A 19,947-nucleotide genomic window follows, 5' to 3' on the forward strand; every position below is an offset into this window, starting at 1 on the left:
TGGCCCGGCCCATGGCGACGCGCTGGCGCTGGCCGCCGGAGAGCTGGCGGGGATAACGATGGAGGAGGGGGCGCAAACCGAGCACGTCCGCCGCACGTTCGACCTTCGTGGCAATCTCGCTTTTGCTCGCCTTCTTGAGCTTGAGCGAGAAGCCCATGTTGTCAGCCACGTTCATATGCGGATAGAGCGCATAATTCTGGAACACCATGGCGATATCCCGGTCCTTGGGCGGAACCTCGTTCACAACCCGGGGGCCGATGCGGATCTCGCCCGATGTGATGTCCTCCAGGCCTGCGATCATGCGGAGCAGGGTCGACTTGCCGCAACCCGACGGCCCCACCAGGACGACGAAGTCGCCGTCATCGACATCGATGGAGACCCCGTGCAGGATGTTCATGGCTCCATATGACTTCTTTGCGTCGCGAATGACTACCGATGCCATGGCGTCGTCTCCTTTGTTGGGGTTTCCTCGGTTCGACGGAGCATTCCGCTCTCTTGGTCTTATGCAGGGTCGACGGCCCTGCCGTTCGTCCGCAGCCAATCCTGGTATTCGGGCCAGGCAGCTTCGGAGAGCGGATAATAGCGCCTGAGGTCGCCGCCCTGGAGAAGCTTGATCTTGGAGAACTCTTCCCACTCGTGATGATGCGAGGCCTGCTTGATCAGCTCGGGTGTGAGCTTGACCGGAACGACCACGGCGCCATCGTCATCGGCCACGATGATGTCTCCCGGCATGACCAGCGCTCCGCCGCATGCGATCGGCACATTCACGCCGAACGGCATGAGATCGGTCTGCGTGTGGAAGTTCGGTGTCACGCCGTTGATCCACAATCCGAGATCGAGGTGCTTGGTGTTAGGCGTATCGCGAAGGCACCCGTCGACCACGATCCCTTGCCCGCCGCGACCTTGGAAAAATGTCATCATCATTTCTCCAAAGATGCCGCTGCGCATGTCGCCTCTCGCATCCACCACGACGATGTCACCGGGTTGAGTGTGATAAAGGACGTGACGGTGGAGTTGCTTCTCCGGCTCCGCATATTCGTCGGCTCCGTAAAGGTCCTCACGCTTCGGCATGAACTGGAGGGTCAGGGCCGGGCCGGCAATGGCTTTGCCTTTCGTCCAGGCCTTGGGGCCGAAGATATGCGAGTTGCGGATGCCCATCCGGCTCAAGGTGCTGCTCGCGGTTGCGGCGCCGATGGCGGCTAGTGCCTCGCACCATTCCTGGGGAGGGCGGCTGATGTCGTTCGTTTCGATCATTGGCGGCGGGTCCTCGTTGTCGACATGATGTTCAGGAGCTTCGAGATTTCCGACATAGACCTAGCCGGTCGTCACGCGCTCGAAGCCGAGCTTCTTCGCGTTCCAGGCGTCGGTCGGTGCGAACATCGTGCCTTTGACGCGCAGGTTCTCCTCGATGACCTCGTAATTGAGATCGAGGCCGAGCCCGGGAGCATCCGGAACCTTGACATAGCCGTCGACCATGTACTCGGGATCGAGGCCAGTCACGAGATCGGTCCAGAACGGAATGTCGAGGCCATGGTGCTCGACGGCGAGAAGGCTTGGAATGGCCGCGCCGCAATGGACGTTGGCCATGAAGCCGATGGGAGAGCAGCAGCAATGCAGGGCCGTGGCAACCCCGTAGCGCTCGCCGTAATCGGCGATGCGTTTCGTCTCCAGCATTCCACCAGAGGTCAGGAGATCGGGATGCAGGACGTCAAAGGCGTTCGTCTCGATCGCCTCGCGGAATCCATCCCAGAGATAAAGATCCTCGCCGCCTGCAATGGGCGTCTGCAGCGCATCGGCCACCTTCTTGTGTCCGGCGATATCATGCCAGGGCAGGGGATCCTCCAGCCAGGCCAGATTGAAGGGTTCCAAGGCACGCCCCAAACGGATCGCCTCGTCGGCGGTCATGAAGCCTTCGCCGAAATGATCGATGCACAATGAGATGCTGGGGCCGACCTCCTCGCGTACGGCCGCCACGATGTCGACAGCCGCGGCAATTCCCTTTTCGCTGAGGCGCGCTCCCGGTCCATGGCCCGGAACGCGCCAAGCCCTACCGAGATCATATTCGTGCTTCGTCGGCTGGCCGACGAGAGCGCCCTCCGTGCTCTCGAACAGGCGAGGGGGAAGGTCGAACTTGATGAAGCTGAGCCCCATCTCGGCGCGGCTCTTCACCGCCTTCGCGTAGTTCTCCGGAGTCTGTTGATCCGGCGCGGGCGTGTCCCCATAGATGCGGACCTGATCGCGGTACTTGCCCCCGAGGAACTGATAGCAGGGGACGCCGTAGACTTTCCCGATCAGATCCCACAGGGCGATCTCAATCCCCGAAACGCCACCACCTTCCCGGCCATGTCCGCCGAAGCGGCGCATCGCCGAAAAGATCATATCGACGTTGCAGGGATTCTGCCCGATGAGCATGTGCTTGAATTGAAGCGCGTTCTCGGGATGGCCGCCATCCCGCACCTCGCCGAGCCCGTAAATCCCCTGGTTCGTATCGATCTTGATGATCGGGTAGTAGCAGATACCGGTCACCACGGCGATGCGCATGTCGGTGATGCGAAGGTCGCTCGGGCTGGAATACGTAGAGACGGCATTCTCCACGGCTTCGGCGGCGTTCAAAGTGGGCTTCTGATGTAGCACGTTCATGCTCCTGTGGAGGTCCCGTTTCGCGGACGAATACGGTGCCGGAATTGTCGAAATCTGCGGGCGCTTAGCCTTGGGGCAGGCAAGTCGGTCAGCCGTCTGGTCTCTATGGAATGCGGATTGGAGGCGCGATGGCCGGTGTGCTTGCCTTTCCTCCCAGAGCAAGGCTATGTTTTGTTTTGTTATGTTTGTTGCTTAACATGACCAAACAAAGCGAGCAAGTATGAAATCTCTCGATGGCTGCACCGGAGCCATTAACGCGCTGTTTCTAGCTTTTAGAGGGATAAGTTGCCTTCGCCGGCGAGTTGACTTTTTGTTTGCTTATGTTAGGTCATGGGTCGAGGCGCATAACAAAATTTGTTGGTCTTGCGTCTCGCGGGCTTCTTGGTGGGGCGAGTGCTTGACGCTCTTCCGCCGACTGCTCACAACAGCGTTTTCAAAGCGCAATCCGGGGCATCTATGAGCTCAAGCCGCGTCACAATTCAGGATCTCGCCGATCGGCTCGGTCTGTCGAAGTTTTCGGTCTCGCGGGCTCTCTCGGGCAAGCCTGGAGTGGGCAAGGCGACGCGGGACCGTGTTCTGCGCGCAGCGCACAGCATGGGCTATCGTGTGAGCCAGGAATTCGCGCAGACGAACGGGCAGGTGCTTTTCATCCGCCAGGAGGTTGATCCCGTCAGCAGCGAATTGTGGCTCAACCTGTTGCACGGGGCCGAAATGGAAGGGGAGCGCCGCGGATTGTCCGTCGTGCCCCGCCAGGCGCGTTATCTCAACGACCCCGCGAGTATCGACAGCACGGTTGTGGGGCTCATTCTTGCTGTGCCGTACCCTGCCGAACTGAGCGGGATCGCGGCGAAGATCGGCCTGCCTGTCGTTTGTGCGGGCTATGTCGGTGCGCTGGAGCCCGTCGACCATGTGGTCGGGACGGATTGGGAGGCCGGGGTCGCCGTCGGGCGCTTTCTGATGGCGCGGGGGCATCGCGAGATCGCTTTCGTACACGGCAACGCGAAGCTTCTCGGGCGCGCCGAACGTTTCCGTGGGTTGCGCGACGCCATGCGCGAGGTCGAAGGCGCGACGGTGCACGACATCGTGTTCGACGAGTCCGTCGGGTTTCGTGAAGCCTTCCTCGCCCATCTTCGCGCCGGCAGTGCTCCGACGGCATTGTTCTGTGCCCATGACGGGATCGCCGTGAACGTCATTTCCGAACTCGCTCGCCTCGACGTGCGTGTGCCCGAAGACGTTTCCGTGGTCGGGTTCAACGATTTTATTTCTGCCTCACAAGTTGTGCCCCGGCTTACGACTGTTCGGACGCCGCAATTGGAACTGGGTGCCGCTATGATGCGCTGCATTGCCGACCGGGCCCTCAATCCGGATTTCCGGACCGTGCCGCCCATGCGGATTGCTCTCGTCTCGGAACTGATCGAGCGGGAGTCCACGGGACCGGCGACGTCGACCCAATGGCGCGCAAGGTGCCTCGCGGCCGCCGGATAGAATTCGATGGCTTGAATGGATCATCGGTGGCTCTGGATCGGGCTGCCTGACGATCGCATAGCCGGTTCGTTGATTGCCCGCCGAAAATGGCTCCGCAGGCACCGTTCTGCGGACAAGGCGGAGCTTTGTCCGGAGTCACGTTGAACAAGGGAGGAGAGGTGCATCATGAAATACACGAAGTTGGGACGGACCGGGTTGGAGGTCTCGCGCATCTGCCTCGGGTGCATGACATTCGGCGAGCCGGACAGGGGGGAGCCAAAGTGGACTTTGATCGAGGACGTGAGCCGGCCGTTGATCAAGAAGGCCCTCGACGTCGGCATCAACTTCTTCGACACGTCGAATAGCTATTCGCTCGGGTCGAGCGAGGAAATCGTCGGGCGCGCCTTGAAGGAATATGCCAAGCGTGACGACGTGGTGATCGCCACCAAGGTCAATACGCGCATGCGGCCGGGGGCGAATGGAGCCGGCCTTTCGCGCAAGGCGATCATGACGGAAATCGACCACAGTCTGCGTCGTCTCCAGACGGACTATGTGGACCTGTACCAGATTCACCGTTGGGATCCCACGACGCCTATCGAGGAGACCCTGGAGGCGCTGACCGACCTCGTGAGGATCGGCAAGGTTCGCTATATCGGCGCCTCTTCCATGCATGCCTGGAAGTTCGCCAAGTCGCTCTACCTGTCCGACCGCAAGGGCTATGCGCGCTTTGTGTCCATGCAGAACCATTACAATCTCCTCAATCGCGAGGAGGAGCGTGAAATGGTGCCGCTGTGCGAGGCCGAAGGGGTCGGTCTCATCCCCTGGGCGCCTCTCGCGCGCGGATTGCTGGCTCGCGAGCAGGGCGAGCCCGAGAGCGTCCGCAAAAATACCGATCTGTTGCGGCCGGTGCTTTACGGCGACACGGAGGAGGTCGATGCCAAAATCATCGATGCGGCCGCAGCCGTCGCCCGGCGCCATGGCGTTCCGCGCGCCAGCATCGCGCTCGCCTGGCTCATGGCACAGCCTGCGGTTGCCGCGCCCATCGTGGGTGTGAGCCGCGAAAGTCAGATCGACGATGCGGTGACGGCAACGGAAGTGACTCTGACCGCCGAGGATCTCGAGGACATGACAAAGGCGTATGTGCCGCATAAGCCGCACGGGTTTGTCTAGGGAGCTGAACATGGAACTGCAAGGATCCGTCGCGTTCGTCACGGGTGCAGGCTCGGGCATCGGAAGAGCCTCAGCCATCAAGCTCGCCCAGGAGGGTGCTGCTGTCGCCGCAATCGGGCGCACCGAGAGCGAACTGCTTCAAACCGTCAGCGAGATTGAGAGGGCGGGAGGGCGCGGCATCGCCCTCGTCGCCGATGTCGCTCTCGAGAATGGGATGCGAGAGGCTGTCGCACGGACGGTCGAGGCTTTCGGCAGGATCGACATTGTGGTCGCCAATGCTGGAATCAACGGCGTTTGGGCGCCGATCGACGATCTGCGCCCGGATGAATGGGACAAGACCATCGCGATCAATCTGCGTGGGACTTACCTGACGCTCCATTACGCAGTGCCGCACCTCAAGGCGGCCGGCGGCGGATCCATCATCATCATGTCCTCCATCAATGGCACGCGCACCTTCACCACGGCCGGTGCGAGTGCCTATGCGGCCACGAAGGCGGCGCAACTTGCCCTCGCACAGCAACTCGCCCTTGAACTCGGCAAGCACCGCATCCGCGTGAATGCCGTCTGCCCGGGGCAAATCGATACGGCCATTCCGGACAACACCTTCAAACGCAATGTAGACGAGGCGCGTGTTCCGGTCGTCTGGCCCGACGGGGATATTCCCATTACCCGTGGAAAGCCTGGGCAGAGCGAGGACGTCGCCGATGTGGTGGTTTTTCTCGCCTCCCCACGATCGCGCCATATCACCGGAACGCCGATCTGGATCGACGGAGGTCAATCGCTGCTGCGTTGACACCTTAGGCGCGCATCAGTCCAGCGTCGGCCCATCGCACCCAGGTGGGTGATTGCGCGGAGAGCGAGTGTTGCGGTTCTTGTTAGGTGAATTGTACCCTCTGGGCCGTAAAATATCTTCCTTTGCGTTGGTAAATCAATAAAAGGAGCTTGCTTAATTTTCAGATGATGCCAGATTTGATTAGGCGTCGGTAGATTTCGCCTAACAAAACATAACACTGTGAAGCGGTGTCCCGGCTCGGCAGAGAGGATGTGTATCCCTGATCTCACTCAAGAGCCGCATATGTCAGCCTCATAACAAGCATGATCGCGGTGAAGACGGTCATGAAGGGAGTGAAAGAAATGTCCAAGGAAACATATGTCGCGCGAAATGGCGTGATCACACGGCGTACGCTCATGGCTTCCGCCGCTGCCGGCTTTGGTCTCGCGGCGATCGGGGCTCCGCGTCGCTCGTATGCTCAGGGCAAGCCCGCTAAGCTGCTCGTTGTCGGTGACAGTGCGCCTTGGAAGGGCACGATCATCCAAGATGCCATTCCGGCCTTTACCAAGCAGCACGGAATCGAGGTGGAATACACCCAGCTTCCCAATGAGGCGATGGTGACGCGCATGAAGGCGGAGCTGATGGGTGGCTCCAATACCATCGACGTGATCCAGCTCGGTGCCTCCCAGGTCGGCTGGATGGGCCCCTATCTCGAGGATGTGCAGGAGCTTATCAAGAAGACCGCCGACAAGCATCCGGACTTCAACTGGGGCGACTTTCCGGAGGGCGTCAAGCAGCTATACCTTCATGAGAAGGAAAAGCGCTATGTCGGCGTACCCTATCGCAGCACGACTTATATCCTGCACTACCAGAAGGAGCTTCTGGAACAAGCTGGGATCACGAAGCCGCCGCAGACCTTCCCAGAACTTCTCGAAGCCGCCGTGGCATTGACCAAGCAGGGCAACGGGACCCGTTTCGGGCTCGGGACATGCGCTCGCCAAGGTGGTGCCATCGTCGACCATTTCCTTCCATGGCTGCGTTCCGCCGGCGGCGATCTCTACGACCCGCAGACGGGCGAGATCTTCGTCACCAAGCCGGAAGCGATCGAGGCGCTGCAGTTCTATGGCGACCTGCTCGCCAAGCACAAGGTCATACCGCCGGATGCCGTGACCTGGGAGTGGGACGAGATCATCGCCAACGGACAGAATGACCGCTATGCCATGGCCGTGACGGTCAATGCCTCGGCGACTCCTCTGAACCGGAATCCATCCTCCAAGACGGCGGGCAAGTGGAGCTGGACGGTCGTACCCGGCATGAATACCCCGGAGCAGTCCAAGAGCCTCAACGGCGGCTGGGCGTTCGCGGTGCCGAAGGACACGAAGAACAAGGAATGGGCCTGGGAGTTCGTCCAGCACATCACGGGACCCGAATGGTCGCGTCGTTCGATGGAGAAGGGCAACGCGCCGGCCCGTCAATCCGTCCTGAACGATCCCACGGTCATTCAGGAATACGGCTGGGCTCCAGCGTCCGCCGCCTCGCTGAAGACGGCGGTCATGAATCCGCGTGATCCGAACTGGGGCGCCTTCGAGCAGCACCTGCGCTCCGGCATCTCCCAGGCCATGCTGGGACAGACCACGGCCAAGCAGGCGATGGAGAACGTCGCGTCCAATTGGAAGCGCGTGATGGTCCGCACCGGGCAGAACTGATCCTGTCTGCCGAGATAAAACAGAATTGCCCGGCGTCGCCGGGCATTTTTTGTGATTACAGATATCTCAAAGGTCGAGCACAAGCCTGTCTGAAAAGGATCTCGAACAGCAGATCATCAGCGAGGCATTCTTTTCACGCTCGGCAGGCGTCAGGTATGTGTCCCGGTGATCGGGAATGCCTTCCAGAACCGCGACCTCGCAGGTGCCGCAGACCCCTTGCTCACAGGAGAAGGCGACGTCGATTCCGGCCTGGATCAGGACGTCGAGGATCGACTGTCCTGGCTTGACATCCAGCCTGACGCCCGAGCGCGCGAGCTCAACCTGGAATGCTCCCTCCCTCGTCGGCGTTTCAGCCGATCCGAAATGCTCCAGGTGGACGAACTCTGTGGGGCGTCGGGCGGCCGCCTCCTTGAATGCTTCGAGCAGGGAGCTCGGACCGCAACAATAGAGGTGCGCATCATCCGGCGCCGAATTCACGATGTTCGCAATGTCGGGACGCGTGGCGGGCTCTTCCTGGCTGAAGGAGACACGGATATCGGCTCCTGCTGACTTGCGGAGCTCGGCGATCCGAGTGAGGAAAGGGGCGCTTGACCGGGTGCGGGCTACATAATGAACTTCGTAGGGCCGCCCGAGCTTGGATAAGCGCGTCATCATCGCGAGGAGCGGGGTGATCCCGATGCCGCCGCCGATCAGCACCGTATGGCGGGCATCTTCACGCAGTGGAAAATTGTTGCGTGGGCCGCTCAGAACAACGGTTTGGCCGACATGCAGACTGTCATGTACGAGGCGCGATCCGCCGCGTCCCGCGGCATCGCGATGGACCCCGATCACGTAGCGGCGTCTTTCGGATTGGCAGTTCACAAGCGAATAGCTGCGGACCAGGCCATTTCCGAGATGCAGGTCGATATGCGATCCGGCTGAGAAAGCAGGGAGTGTGCCAGTGCCGACGGCAGACAGTTCGTAGCTGTTGACCGTCTCGGTTTCCGCGATCACAGCCGTGACGATCACCGGGAAAGTGGCTCGTTCCATTGTGCCGCCGATCTCCCGGGCTATCTGGCGACTGCATCGACGAGTTTGACGAAAGCGAGCATTCCGGGATCATGCATCCCGACGCTCTTATCCGCGAACATGCGAGCGCGGCCGACCTTGCAGCTCTCGTTGAAGAAGCGCTCGAGAACGACCTGTCCCGCCTGTTTCGCCGACTGAGCGACGGCTACCGGGTCGTTCAGTCCCTCGACCGCGAGCGCGACTTCGTGAATGGCATCAAGAACGGTTTTGTCGCCGAGCTTCGCGCCACCGCGCGCCATCATCGCATCGCGGGACGCTGACAGAAGCGGGGCTAGCTCGGACCAGGGGATCGCCTCGCGCCCCTTTGTCATTCGCGATGCCGTCATGAGGCCTGTGGCGAAGAGAGTGCCGAGGCTCGACCCGGTCGCTCCCATGGCGGCGCGGGCGAGCTTGCTGAACGTATCGCTTAGGGAAGGCTCCGTCGCAGTGTCTGCCTCCGCGAGCCGGTCGATCAGGCGGGTGAGCATGCTGCCCGTGTCCCCATCGCCGAGCTTGGAATCTGCTTCGTTCAGGACCTGCTCGAGGTCACCCATGGCCGCCTTGGCGCCGCTGACGGCGGCAGCGATGTGCTGTGTCGTAATGGCGGTCATGGGACCCTCCAGAACGGGCAATCGGCCGGCGCTGCCAGGAGCGTTGCAAGTTCGTCGTCGATGGCGTGAAGGCTGATCGAAGCCCCTGCCATCTCCATCGAGGTCACATAGTTGCCGACGAGTGGCTGCACGATTTCGATCTTAGCCTGCCGCAGGCGCTCGGCGGCCCGGCGGTAGAGGATGAACAATTCCTCCAGCGGCGTCGCACCGAGGCCGTTGACGAGGATGGAGATGCGCCCGGTGGTCACGGGTTGGTCGGCGAGAAGGCGATCGATCATCTCGTCAACCACCGCGTCGGCAGGTTTAAGCTTATCCCGCCAGATGCCTGGTTCGCCATGGATGCCCATCCCCATTTCGATCTCATCCCCGGCGAGGCTGAAAGTCGGTCGATCGGCCGTCGGCACCCGGCAGGGGGCAAGAGCAACGCCGATCGTGCGCGTCGCGTCGACCGCCTTGCGGGCAACGCGCGTGACCTCATCGAGGTCGGCGCCTTCTTCCGCCTTCGCACCGGCGGCCTTGTAGGCGTAGATCAGGCCCGCGACACCGCGGCGCTTCTGTCGCTCGTCTTGGGTTCCACTCGCGATGTCATCGGTGCCGAGCACGGTGGTCGTGTGGATTCTTTCTTCCTCCAGGAACTCACCCGCCATGTCGAAATTCATGCGGTCGCCTCCATAGTTCCCGTAGAGACGGAGCACGCCTCGCCCGCCATTGGCCAAGCGGATGGCATCCATGCAGGAATCGATGTTAGGGCCCTCGAACACATTGCCGATCGCGCAGGTATCGATCAGGCCTGACCCCACATAGCCGGTGAAGAGAGGCAGGTGGCCGGAGCCTCCGCCCGATGCGATGCCGACCTTCCCGGATCGGATACCGCTCGCGCGACGGATGACCCGACCGGCAGTGCCGTCACGCACGAGCGAGGGATGAGCGAGAGTGAGACCGTCAAGCACCTCATCGACATAGGCCGTGGGCGCATTCAGCAGCTTCTTCATGGATGTGTGTCTCTAGGCGGCGAGGTTGTAGAAGGCCATGGCATTGTCGCGGAACAGCATCGCTTTCTCCGCCTCCGACATGGGCATTTGGATCGCGCGCTTGGGATCGTCGAAATCCCAATGCGGGTAATCGGAGGAAAACATCATGCGGTCCCACCCGATCCAGTCGAAGAGGGCCCGCAGATCCTCCCGCCGCTCCGGCTCCTCCACCGGTTGCGTTGCGAACCAGACATGCTCACGCATGTATTCCGAAGGAGGGCGCTTCACGTGGGGGACCTCGCTGCGCATCCGCGACCACAACCGGTCCAGACGCCATGAGAGAGGAGGGGCCCAGGCGAAGCCGTTCTCGATCATCACGACCCGCGTCTTCGGGAACAGCTCGAAGACGCCTTCTAGGATCATGCTCGTCACCTGGGCCTGGGCACCATGGATCAGGACATGATGGTCTTCGACATAGAAGGACGGCCAGCCGCTGGCGGAGGGCGCGTAGCCCGACGGGCCGCCGACATGGAAGCCGATGGGAAGACCTGCGGCTTGCGCTGCCGCAAAGATCGGCCAATACCGCTTTCTCCCAATGGGCTCGAGGGAGCGGGCGCCGAGTTGCACCTGGGCGAACCGCCGATCCCCTGCATGTTTCTCGATTTCTTCCACGGCCCCCGCTGCGTCCTCTGCGCAGACGAGGATCGACGCCTTCAGCCGCGGCTCCTTCGATGCGAAGACATCGAGCTGCCACTCGTTCACCGCGGCGCACATGGCGGTCGAGAGGTCGGTGTTGCGGGTGACATTGGCCTCGACCAGCGGTTCCAGGATGCCGAACGCGATGTCGTGCGGGTCCAGGTGCTGGCTTTGCATGAAAGCGAGATCCGAGCCGGGAGGTCCTCCCGATGGCGGCCAGGCATCCCGCCGTGCGGTGTTGGGCGTGAAGCGAGGGTAGGTGCCACGGCCGGCATAGATGGTGTGCTGGAATGTTCCGTATTGATCGAGGTGATCTCGCCAAAGCTGCGAAAGGTAAGGGTAAAGCGCCTTGGGATGCGCCAGAGTCGGATGGATGTCGCAATCCACGACACCGAGGCGGCTGCGGGTTGCGGACGCATGATCGAGCGTGTTCGAGAGCAGGGTCATTGAAATGTCCCCTCCAGTCGGGTGTACGTTCTCAACGGGTTCTCGATCATGATCTTCTCGACCAGCCGGTCCGGGATTCCCGGGGGCAGAACCTCGCGGCCGTCGAATTGCCAATGGGGAAAATCGGTTGCGAAAAGCAGCATATCGTCGCTTCCGATCTGATCCATGATCCGCCCAAGCTGAGCGCCACCGGCCGGCGCATCTATGGGCTGCGCCGTGAGCCGGACGTGTCGGCGGATGATCTCGGCAGGAGACTCCTTCACCCACGGAACTTCGGGACGCACTCCGCGCCAGGTTTTCACCGCGCGCCAGAGAAAGCCCGGAAGCCATGTGACACCGGATTCGATCAGGACCACCGTCAGATGCTCGAATTTGGAGAACACGCCCTGCGAGACGAGGCTCAGCAGCTGGTCCTCGAATGTCTGCGTGATGCTCGCGTAGTCCTGCAGGTAGTGCGACGGCCAGCCGGTCGAAGTCGGGGCGAAGCGGTACATCAGGCCGGCATGGAGGCCGACCGGAAGATTGTGCCGCTGAGCGGCCTCGTAGATCGGCCAGTAGAACTTGCGCCCCAGCATCATCTCGACGCCGACGGGAAGCATGATCTGAACGAAGCGTTGGTCGACCGCGCAACGCTCGATCTCCTCCACGGCCGCGGCGGGATCCTGCGGGGGAACGACGATCGACGCCCGCAGGCGGTGATCTCGGTCGAGCCATTCGGCCCTGATCCAGTCGTTGACCGCCCGGCACATGGCAGCCCCCATGGTTTCGCTCGTGGCGATCTGCCCGCCATAGACGGTGTTGCAGATCGCATAGCGCGTCCCAAAGGCGTCCAGGGCGTTCTTCTGCAGGGCCGTGAAGTCACTGCCCGGAAAGACGCCGGGCTCCCTCCAATCCGGTCGGCAGGTCAGGGGAGCATTGGGCGGGTAGCTCATCGGATTGAAGTGATCGATGCCGCGTGCGATGAACGCGTCCTGCCAATGCTCTTCCAAATAGGGCATCAGAGCCTTGATGGTCGGCACGGCCGGATGAAGATCGCAATCGATCGCACCCGTTGTCAGTGTAGCATGCATCTCGGGCTCCTTCGCCGGCGTCGTGAGCGCCAGCCTACTTCACGCTGCCGGCCGATAGCCCCGCCACAAGGTGGCGCTGCACCATGAGGGAGAAGATGATCACCGGGATGACCACGAGGACACCCGAGGCCGTCATCGATCCCCAATCCGTCCCCGTCTCCGCCCCTGCATAGGTCGCCATGAGAACGGGCAACGTGCGCGTGGCGTTGTTGGTCAGGATGGCCGCGAAGATGAAGTCGTTCCAGGCGAGAAGCAGGCACAGAATGGATGCGGTGACGATGCCGGGCCGCGCGAGAGGGAGCACGATGCGCAAGAACGTCGTCATGCGCGAAGCTCCGTCGATATAGGCGGCTTCCTCGAGCTCCTTCGGCAATCCTTCGAAGAAGTCGCGCATGATCCACACGATGAGGGGAAGACTGAACGTCGTATAGGCAATGATCAGGCCGATCCGGCTGTTGGCCAATCCAAGGCGGGTGAACAGGATGAAGATCGGCAGCAGGATGGCCACAGGTGGAAGCATCCGCATGAGGAGCAGAGTATAGAACATTGCTCCGCTGCCGAAGAACCGGAACCGTGCGAAGACATAGGAGGCCGGGACGCCGATCACCAGGGACAGGGCAACCGATGCCGACGTCACGGTCAGGCTGTTCATGAAGGACGCGATGAAATCAGCCTGCGTCAAAACTCTGGCGTAGTGCTCGAATGTCGGCGTCCAGACCAGAACCGGCGGGGTGACGAAGATCTGCGCGCGGGTCTTGAGTGACAATCCGAGGACCCACAGGAGCGGTCCAATGAAAACGACCAGCAGCATGATCAGCCCGAAATAAGTAAGGCTGATGCCGATGAGGCGTTTCCGGCGGCTCGTTGCGACGCTCATAGGGCGTTTTCCTTGCGACGGGATGCTGCGACGAAGAGGACGCAGAAGACGAAGACGATGAGCAACATGATCCACGATGCGGCAGCGCCGAGGCTCATATCGAAGGCGAAGAAGGACGTCATGAAGGTGTAGACGGACAGAAGCTTCGTGGCATCGGCGGGGCCGCCGCCCGTCATGACCCAGACATTATCGAATGTGCGGAATTCGAAGATGGTCCGCAGCAGCAGGGCGACGACGATGTACGGGGTGAGAAGCGGGAAGGTCACATGCCGGAAGATCTGGAAGCGGGTGGCACCGTCGATAGCCGCAGCCTCGATGGGTTCGGATGGTAGGGACCGCAGGCCAGCCAGGAGCAGGATCGCAACATATGGAGCATTCTGCCACACATTCACGAACCCGACGGAGATCCTCGCCAACGTCGGATCGCCGAGCCAGAGGATCGGGCTGCCGATGAAGTAATCGACGATACCGTAATTCGGATCGAGCAACAGCTTCCAGCACATTGATGCGACGATCGGCGTGATCATCATCGGTACGATCAGAGCGGTGCGGAAGGCCTTGACGAAGGGAACATCCTTGTTGAGCAGGAGCGCCACTCCCAAGCCGATTGCCAGCTCCAGGAAGACAGTGATCACCGTGTAGGCGATGGTAAGCCACAGGGCCTGGGTGAACTGGGGATCGCTGAAAAGATCGATATAGTTGGCAAATCCAACGAAGCGACCGCCGAACAGGCTTTGCTGAGCGCTCCAACCTTGAACGCTCAACATCAGGGAGAGGACCAGAGGCAGGCCGAAGACGAGAATCGTGACGGTCAGCGTCGGCATGACCGTCAGGACGGCAAAGTGTCTGTCGACCCAAGACGACAATGTGCTTCCGAAGCGCTTGCTGGTGGACTTTCTCAAGTCCGTCTCAGGCACATCGAGCATGTAGGAACTGACGCGTTGGTCCAAGGCAATCTCCTGCCTGTTTGCGGCTTCAAGCCTCGATGACGACATATCGATCTTCGACCGACACCGGAAACGTGTCGGCGACATAGGGCCCTTTCACCAGGTCAGAGCCCTCCTTCACGTCGACCTGGTAGCTCCGGGTACGGATCCTCTTTGGGTCGCACCAGGACTGGCCCGACCGGATGTCGAATTCCCAACCATGCCAGGGGCAGCGGAGGATCTCGCCTTTTCTCTCGAGGCGGTATTGCCCGGGAGCGTCGGAAGTGACGAGGCTGCCCAGATGGCCGTCGCAAAGGCTGCCTCCCTGATGCGGGCAGGCGTTGGCAATCCCAAAGAATTCGCCGCCGATGTTGAAGACGGCGATCGGCCGACCGTTGACGTGGACCAGCCTGTGGGTTCCGTCCAAAAATTCCGTGACGGGAGCCACGATGTGCTTACTCACCGTTGTTTCCTCCACGCCGCCTTAGGCGTTGTTATGTTTTGTTAGGTAAACCCTATCAAAAAGCAAACACATGCGCAAGCGCGAGCTGATTTATCCTTAGGTTTTAATATTTCTGTTCCGAAACGAGCATAACGCGACCTAACAAGGTCGGGTTTATGGTTGTATATCAGCAGCTTGGAGAGGAGCTTGGGGAATGGTGAGGTCGCGGGATTGGTGTGGTGGCGTCCACAGCCAGGTGCGAGAGGCGCCCTCACCTGTGATGCATCTGGAGAATCGTCCAGACCGAGAGAACTGCGTCGGCGGCCCCGCCATCGACAGGATGGAAGGGAGGCGAAACGTCCACTCAGGTCTTGAGAAACAACGGCAATCTGCATCGGGCTTTGCCGCATATGGTGCTCCTGCTGGAACCGAGCTGGCTCGGAAGCACGAACATCACGATGGTTGGGTCTGGGTGCCGCAGCTGCATCCTTCTTGCGCGCCGTCGATGGGGCAGTTGGAGAGTATGAAGCGAGAGGGTTTCATACTTTGTAGTCACCCGGCTTCGCCTCCAGAGTTGTTTGTCGTCGGGCCGATTAGCCTTAGTCATCAATGATGGCGCTCAGTTTGAGTGCCGTACTTGGCAAAATACCCGTTGGCAGCATGACGATGCGATTGAAACTCCTCTTCCTGGCGACCGCCAGCCTTCTCGTGGCAAACCTCGCTGGTGCCCGTGAGGCTGATCACAACGGCAATTGGCTTGCGCAGCAGGAGAAATTCAACAAGCGCATCGAGGCCAGCGACCGCCGGGCCACCCGAAGCATCTGTGCGGATCTTTGCAAGGAACCTAAGCGACCAGCGTATGAGGGACCGGAAGATTCGCTCGAGCCCAATGCGGTTGCCGAGGCGACTTACGAGCGTGCGCGGACGCCCTATCAAATGCAGTTCGAGATCGATGGTATACAAGAGGAGAGCGAGTAAGGTTGTCCTGATGCTATCGGCGGGGCATCGCTAAGCCGCTCTAGAACGATGATGGCCATGATGGGAGCGGCATTGCCGCTCCCATCATGGCACTCGCAAGGGGCTTCATCCTGAGAGTTGGTGCACGCGTCAGCGAAGGTGTCCCGAAGCTGGGTTTAGGCACATGTCGCTCGTGGCAGGAACGACTTACTCCGGAGAGACAGGCTTGAAGCTGTTGGCCAGGTCATCGGCGCCTTTGACGAGCACTCCCAGGTCCGATCCGACAGCAACGAATTCATAACCCCACTCGATGTAGCGGCGGGCATCCGCCTCGCGCGGCGCGAGAATCCCCGCAGGCTTTCCGACGGCCTTGAGCCGCTGCACGGCATCTTGAATGGCGGCCTGGACCTCCGGGTGCTGCGGGTTTCCGATATGGCCCAAGGAGGCGGACAGGTCGGCGGGGCCAATGAACACCCCATCAACGCCATCGACGCTGGCGATCGCCTCCAGTTCCGCAAGCGCCGCCGACGTCTCGATCTGCACCAGGACGCAGGTCTCCTGGTCTGCTTGCTTGAGGTAGGCCGGCAAGCGTCCATACGCGCTGGGGCGGCCCACCGACGTGATGCCGCGAATGCCCGCCGGAGGATAACGACAGGCGGCAACCGCCAGCTCCGCTTCCCGTGCGTTCTGCACGAAGGGTATCAGAACGGCCGGCGCGCCGATGTCGAGGAGCCGCTTGATGAGCACAGGATCGTTCCAGGCTGGACGAACGATGGGCGTAGCCGTGCCGCCGGAAAGAGCCTGGAGCTGGCTCAGAACCCCCGGCACCTCGTTGGGAGAGTGCTCCATGTCGAGCAGGATCCAGTCGAAGCCGCTATGAGCGATGATCTCCGCTACGATGTTGCTGCAGAGGCTGCTCCAGAGCCCGATTTGCAGTTGCCCGTTCTTGAGAGCGGCTTTGAAGGCATTGCGCTGAAGGTCCACCATCGGTCACCCTTGTGTCTGGCTGGTCGCTGCGCCTGTTATACAGGGAAATGCCGGGCGCTTGCCTAGCGACCTGTGTTTCCGGTTAACCCATCAATGCCCGAGGCCCGACCAGGGGCCTCAGACAGGTCGCAAGCTCCATGTCGAGAGGCGTCCTAGAGATAAGCGGTTGAGAGTGCCGGCACCATGGCGATGACGAGGAGGCCGATGAAGAGCGCGCCGATATAAGGCCATATGGCGCCCATGGCCTCGTCCGGTGAGACGTTGCCGATCTTGCATGCGATGTAGAAGCCGACGCCGATGGGTGGTGCCATCAGGCCCACATTCATGGCTGTCACGACGACCATGGAATAATGGATGTCGTTGATCCCGAGGTTCTTCGCGATGGGGAACATGATCGGTGCCATCAGCACGATGGCGGGAAGTCCTTCCAGCACGCAGCCGAGCACCATGAAAACGGCGATCGTGACCAGCATGTAGGTCACCCAGCCGCCCGGCAGATCTGTGACCATCGCGGCCATCTTGAAGGCGAACCCGGTTTGGGTCAGCGTCCAGGCCATGGCCGAGGCGGTGCCGAGGATGATCAGGATGGCACCTGACAGGGCGGCCGTTTCGACCAGCATGTCATAAATCTTCCCGGGCCGGATGCCGCCATACAGCACCATGCCGATAATCAGTGCGTAGAGCACCGCGATGGTGGAAACCTCCGTGGCGGTCGCTACCCCACCGCCGACGGCGCTCCGGATCAGGAAGGGCAGAACGAGCGCCGGTGCTGCGACGGCAAGCGCCTTGCCGACGACCTGAAGAGGAGCGCGCCGGATACCGTCCATCATCTCGCCCCGCGCTTTCCAGCGCGCAAGGACGGCGAGAGCGAGAAGCAGCACCATGGCGATGACGAAGCCGGAGGTGAAGAGGCCCGCGATGGACACGCCCGCGACCGATCCCAGAACGATCAGCACGATGGAAGGCGGCACCGTATCGGCCATGGCGGCCCCCGTCGCGAGCAGGGCGATCATCTCTTTCGGCTTATGCCCGCGCCGCTTCATTTCCGGGAAGAGGGCGGGAGCGACGGTCGCCATATCGGACACTTTCGAACCCGAAATGCCGGAGACCAGGAATAGCGAGCCGAGCAGCACATATGACATGCCGGCCTTCACGTGGCCGAACAATGACGCGAGGAACTCGACGATGGCCCTGCCCATGCCCGTTGCGTCGAGAATGCAGCCGAGGAGCACGAAGATCGGAACCGACAGAAGAATAAGGCTGGACATGCCCTCGTCGATGCGCCCGATCATCACCATCGTGGGCATGGAGCTGGTGAAGGTCAGGAATGCCAATGCGCCCAGGCCGAAGCAGAAGGCGATCGGCACGCCGATGACAAGGAAGAAGGCGACGAAGCCGACGAGAAAGATGAGGATGTTGAGATCGCCGAGGGCAGGGAGCGAAGGAGATGCGAGCCATAGAATCGCGCCGACGGCTGCGATCGCAGCTGCGGCGGTCACGATGTTCATGCCTTTGGTTGCGCGGGCCGCTTCGCGCAGGGCGAGAACCGCCATCAGGCCGATCCCGACCGGAAGCGCGGCAACGCGCCAGCTCATGGGAATGTTGAGAGCCGCCGACGTGATGTAGGATTCCTCGATCACATACTCCATGGCGGGCCATAGCATCCCGATGAGGAACACAGCGACAAGGAGCGGGCCCAGGGCCGTGAAGAAATCGCGCAGCCTGTCCGACATCATCTGCAGGAACAATGTCAGGCGCAGATGTTCGTTGCGATCGATGGCGATGACCGCGCCGAGCATGGCGAGCCAGAGGAAGCAGAAGGCCGCAGCCTCATCGATCCAGACGATCGGGAGCGAGAGGACGTAGCGCGAGGTCACGCCCATGAGGAGCAGGACAATGATCGCAACCAGAATGGCGGAGGCGATCATCTCGACGGGCTTCAGAAAGGCCGAGCCGCTTCTCAGGCCGGTCGGCAGATCCTCGAGTTCTCCGACATCGATGGTTTCTGTTGCCATGGTCATTCTCTCCTCCCTCATCGCCGGTGTCTTTGCGGCTATCGTTCTTCGTTGTGGCTGATGCTCGGTCTCAGGGAAGGTTTTCCCTGAAGACGACTTCGATCCTCATGGGATCGGGGGAAGGGCTGGGCTTGCGTCCCTCCCGCAGGTCTCGGAACAGAGCGGCGCATTTGGTGATCGTATCTTCGGCGCTCTGCGTGATGACCGCATCCATCGTGCCGTCGAGTAGGTACTCGCGCGTGTCGCTCGTCAGGCCGTGGCCGACGAAGACTACGCTCTTCTCGCGCCGTGCATCCTTCAGCGCGCGTCCGACGCCGGAAGCGCCTCCGCCGATATTGTAGATGCCGTCCAGATCGGGGTGGTGAGACAGGAGCGCTCGCATCTGCCGGTAATTGAGCGCTTCATCGTCGTGCCCTTCCCGGAGGCCGACGACCTCGATGTCTGGATAGAGCTCTTGGAGGATATCGAGAAACCCCATCTCGCGCTCTCCATGAGCGCGGTAGCTGAGACTGCCCGCGATCATGGCGACCTTGGCGGGACGCTTGCCGATGAAGCGGGCGAGCAGATATCCCGCCATGCGACCGGCGGCCCGGTTGTCGAGGCCGAAATAAGCGGTTCGCATCGGACTGGCGACGTCGGAGATCAGCGTCACGACGGGCTTCCCTGTCGCGGCGATGCGATTGACGGCCTCCCGCACCACGGGATGCTCAATCGCCATGAAGGCGATGCCGTCCGCGTGCTTGGCATGACGGTGCAGTGCCTTCGCGAGCAGGTCCGGGTTGAAGCTATCGATATACTCGACCGTCGGCTTGATCGAGAAGCGTTCGAGCTGGGGCGCCATCTCGCTGATCATGCGACCAAGCATGGTGATGTAGCGGTTCGTCCCTTGGGGGAGAATGAACGAGATCTGCGCGAGCGGACGGACATCACGGATCCGAGCATCGCTCTCATCGACATAGCCGAGTTCGGCGGCAGCCTTCATGACCCGCGCGACCGTGGCGGCCTTGACACCCTGCCGCCCGTTGAGGACGCGGTCAACGGTGGCCGTCGACACATCGGCGAGGCGCGCGATGTCTACAATGGTGACCCGGCGGTTGAGAGAGGGATTGTCGAACACGATGCTCATAGAGTTACATCAAAAAACATCAT

Annotated in this window: 19 protein-coding genes; 5 read left to right on the top strand and 14 right to left on the bottom strand. The window is 61.3% G+C overall.

The annotated features are described in order from the left end of the window. The 3 genes from OC446_RS14685 to OC446_RS14695 all read right to left on the bottom strand — a co-directional run. Nucleotides 1-442 (bottom strand): ABC transporter ATP-binding protein (locus OC446_RS14685; protein WP_315986507.1); only part of this gene is annotated, 442 nt, incomplete at its 3' end. 59 nt (nt 443-501) lie between these two features. Continuing rightward, entirely contained in the window at nt 502-1,254 is a 753-nt protein-coding gene (locus OC446_RS14690; RefSeq protein WP_262029774.1) for a ribonuclease activity regulator RraA, read from the bottom strand. A 60-nt stretch (nt 1,255-1,314) separates the two neighbouring features. Then, a complete protein-coding gene (locus tag OC446_RS14695; RefSeq protein WP_410055077.1) occupies nt 1,315-2,634 on the bottom strand; it encodes a mandelate racemase/muconate lactonizing enzyme family protein in 1,320 nt (439 codons plus the stop codon). A 462-nt stretch (nt 2,635-3,096) separates the two neighbouring features. On the opposite strand from OC446_RS14695, the gene OC446_RS14700 reads away from it, so the two are divergent. The 4 genes from OC446_RS14700 to OC446_RS14715 all read left to right on the top strand — a co-directional run bounded on the left by OC446_RS14700 (nt 3,097) and on the right by OC446_RS14715 (nt 7,752). After that, nucleotides 3,097-4,125, top strand: a complete 1,029-nt coding sequence (locus tag OC446_RS14700) for a LacI family DNA-binding transcriptional regulator (RefSeq protein ID WP_262029776.1) — start codon at nt 3,097-3,099, stop codon at nt 4,123-4,125. Nucleotides 4,126-4,290: 165 nt separating this feature from the next. Then, complete coding sequence (locus OC446_RS14705; protein WP_262029777.1) at nt 4,291-5,274, top strand: aldo/keto reductase; 984 nt, start codon at nt 4,291-4,293, stop codon at nt 5,272-5,274. Between the two features lie 10 nt (nt 5,275-5,284). Next, the gene (locus OC446_RS14710; RefSeq protein WP_262029778.1) at nt 5,285-6,067 is read left to right on the top strand and encodes an SDR family oxidoreductase; all 783 of its coding nucleotides are present in this window, start codon (nt 5,285-5,287) and stop codon (nt 6,065-6,067) included. Nucleotides 6,068-6,408: 341 nt separating this feature from the next. Continuing rightward, nucleotides 6,409-7,752, top strand: coding sequence for an extracellular solute-binding protein (locus tag OC446_RS14715; RefSeq protein WP_262029779.1), 1,344 nt, complete (start codon nt 6,409-6,411; stop codon nt 7,750-7,752). 66 nt (nt 7,753-7,818) lie between these two features. Here the strand turns inward: OC446_RS14715 and OC446_RS14720 are convergent, their stop codons facing one another. From OC446_RS14720 to OC446_RS14755, 8 genes are read right to left on the bottom strand one after another with little or no spacing between them, the layout of a single operon-like run. Then, nucleotides 7,819-8,781, bottom strand: a complete 963-nt coding sequence (locus OC446_RS14720) for a PDR/VanB family oxidoreductase (protein ID WP_262029780.1) — start codon at nt 8,779-8,781, stop codon at nt 7,819-7,821. Nucleotides 8,782-8,801: 20 nt separating this feature from the next. Beyond that, on the bottom strand, nt 8,802-9,410 hold the full coding sequence (locus tag OC446_RS14725; RefSeq protein ID WP_262029781.1) for a dihydroxyacetone kinase subunit L: 609 nt from the start codon (nt 9,408-9,410) through the stop codon (nt 8,802-8,804). Then, on the bottom strand, nt 9,407-10,402 hold the full coding sequence (locus OC446_RS14730) for a dihydroxyacetone kinase subunit DhaK (RefSeq protein WP_262029782.1): 996 nt from the start codon (nt 10,400-10,402) through the stop codon (nt 9,407-9,409). Before OC446_RS14730 ends, OC446_RS14725 begins: the two co-directional genes overlap by 4 nt. A 12-nt stretch (nt 10,403-10,414) precedes the next feature. Then, nucleotides 10,415-11,524 carry an amidohydrolase family protein gene (locus tag OC446_RS14735; RefSeq protein WP_262029783.1) on the bottom strand — a complete coding sequence of 370 codons (1,110 nt, stop codon included), beginning with the start codon at nt 11,522-11,524 and terminating at the stop codon, nt 10,415-10,417. Next, nucleotides 11,521-12,594, bottom strand: coding sequence for an amidohydrolase family protein (locus tag OC446_RS14740; protein ID WP_262029784.1), 1,074 nt, complete (start codon nt 12,592-12,594; stop codon nt 11,521-11,523). The genes OC446_RS14735 and OC446_RS14740 overlap by 4 nt, the downstream gene beginning before the upstream one ends. A 34-nt stretch (nt 12,595-12,628) precedes the next feature. Then, a complete protein-coding gene (locus tag OC446_RS14745) occupies nt 12,629-13,471 on the bottom strand; it encodes a carbohydrate ABC transporter permease (RefSeq protein ID WP_262029785.1) in 843 nt (280 codons plus the stop codon). Next, entirely contained in the window at nt 13,468-14,421 is a 954-nt protein-coding gene (locus tag OC446_RS14750; RefSeq protein ID WP_262029786.1) for a carbohydrate ABC transporter permease, read from the bottom strand. The genes OC446_RS14745 and OC446_RS14750 overlap by 4 nt, the downstream gene beginning before the upstream one ends. 25 nt (nt 14,422-14,446) lie before the next feature. Then, nucleotides 14,447-14,860, bottom strand: a complete 414-nt coding sequence (locus OC446_RS14755) for a Rieske (2Fe-2S) protein (RefSeq protein WP_262029787.1) — start codon at nt 14,858-14,860, stop codon at nt 14,447-14,449. Nucleotides 14,861-15,511: 651 nt separating this feature from the next. Here OC446_RS14755 and OC446_RS14760 point away from each other — a divergent pair. Continuing rightward, complete coding sequence (locus tag OC446_RS14760) at nt 15,512-15,817, top strand: hypothetical protein (RefSeq protein ID WP_262029788.1); 306 nt, start codon at nt 15,512-15,514, stop codon at nt 15,815-15,817. A 186-nt stretch (nt 15,818-16,003) separates the two neighbouring features. Here the strand turns inward: OC446_RS14760 and OC446_RS14765 are convergent, their stop codons facing one another. The 3 genes from OC446_RS14765 to OC446_RS14775 all read right to left on the bottom strand — a co-directional run bounded on the left by OC446_RS14765 (nt 16,004) and on the right by OC446_RS14775 (nt 19,924). After that, complete coding sequence (locus tag OC446_RS14765) at nt 16,004-16,780, bottom strand: HpcH/HpaI aldolase/citrate lyase family protein (RefSeq protein WP_315986511.1); 777 nt, start codon at nt 16,778-16,780, stop codon at nt 16,004-16,006. A gap of 155 nt (nt 16,781-16,935) precedes the next feature. After that, on the bottom strand, nt 16,936-18,804 hold the full coding sequence (locus OC446_RS14770) for a TRAP transporter large permease subunit (RefSeq protein ID WP_262029790.1): 1,869 nt from the start codon (nt 18,802-18,804) through the stop codon (nt 16,936-16,938). A 64-nt stretch (nt 18,805-18,868) separates the two neighbouring features. Further along, a complete protein-coding gene (locus OC446_RS14775; RefSeq protein WP_262029791.1) occupies nt 18,869-19,924 on the bottom strand; it encodes a LacI family DNA-binding transcriptional regulator in 1,056 nt (351 codons plus the stop codon). Nucleotides 19,925-19,947: the final 23 nt, after the last annotated feature.

The sequence above is a fragment of the Microvirga sp. Mcv34 genome (assembly GCF_024519725.1).
Classification (GTDB): domain Bacteria; phylum Pseudomonadota; class Alphaproteobacteria; order Rhizobiales; family Beijerinckiaceae; genus Microvirga.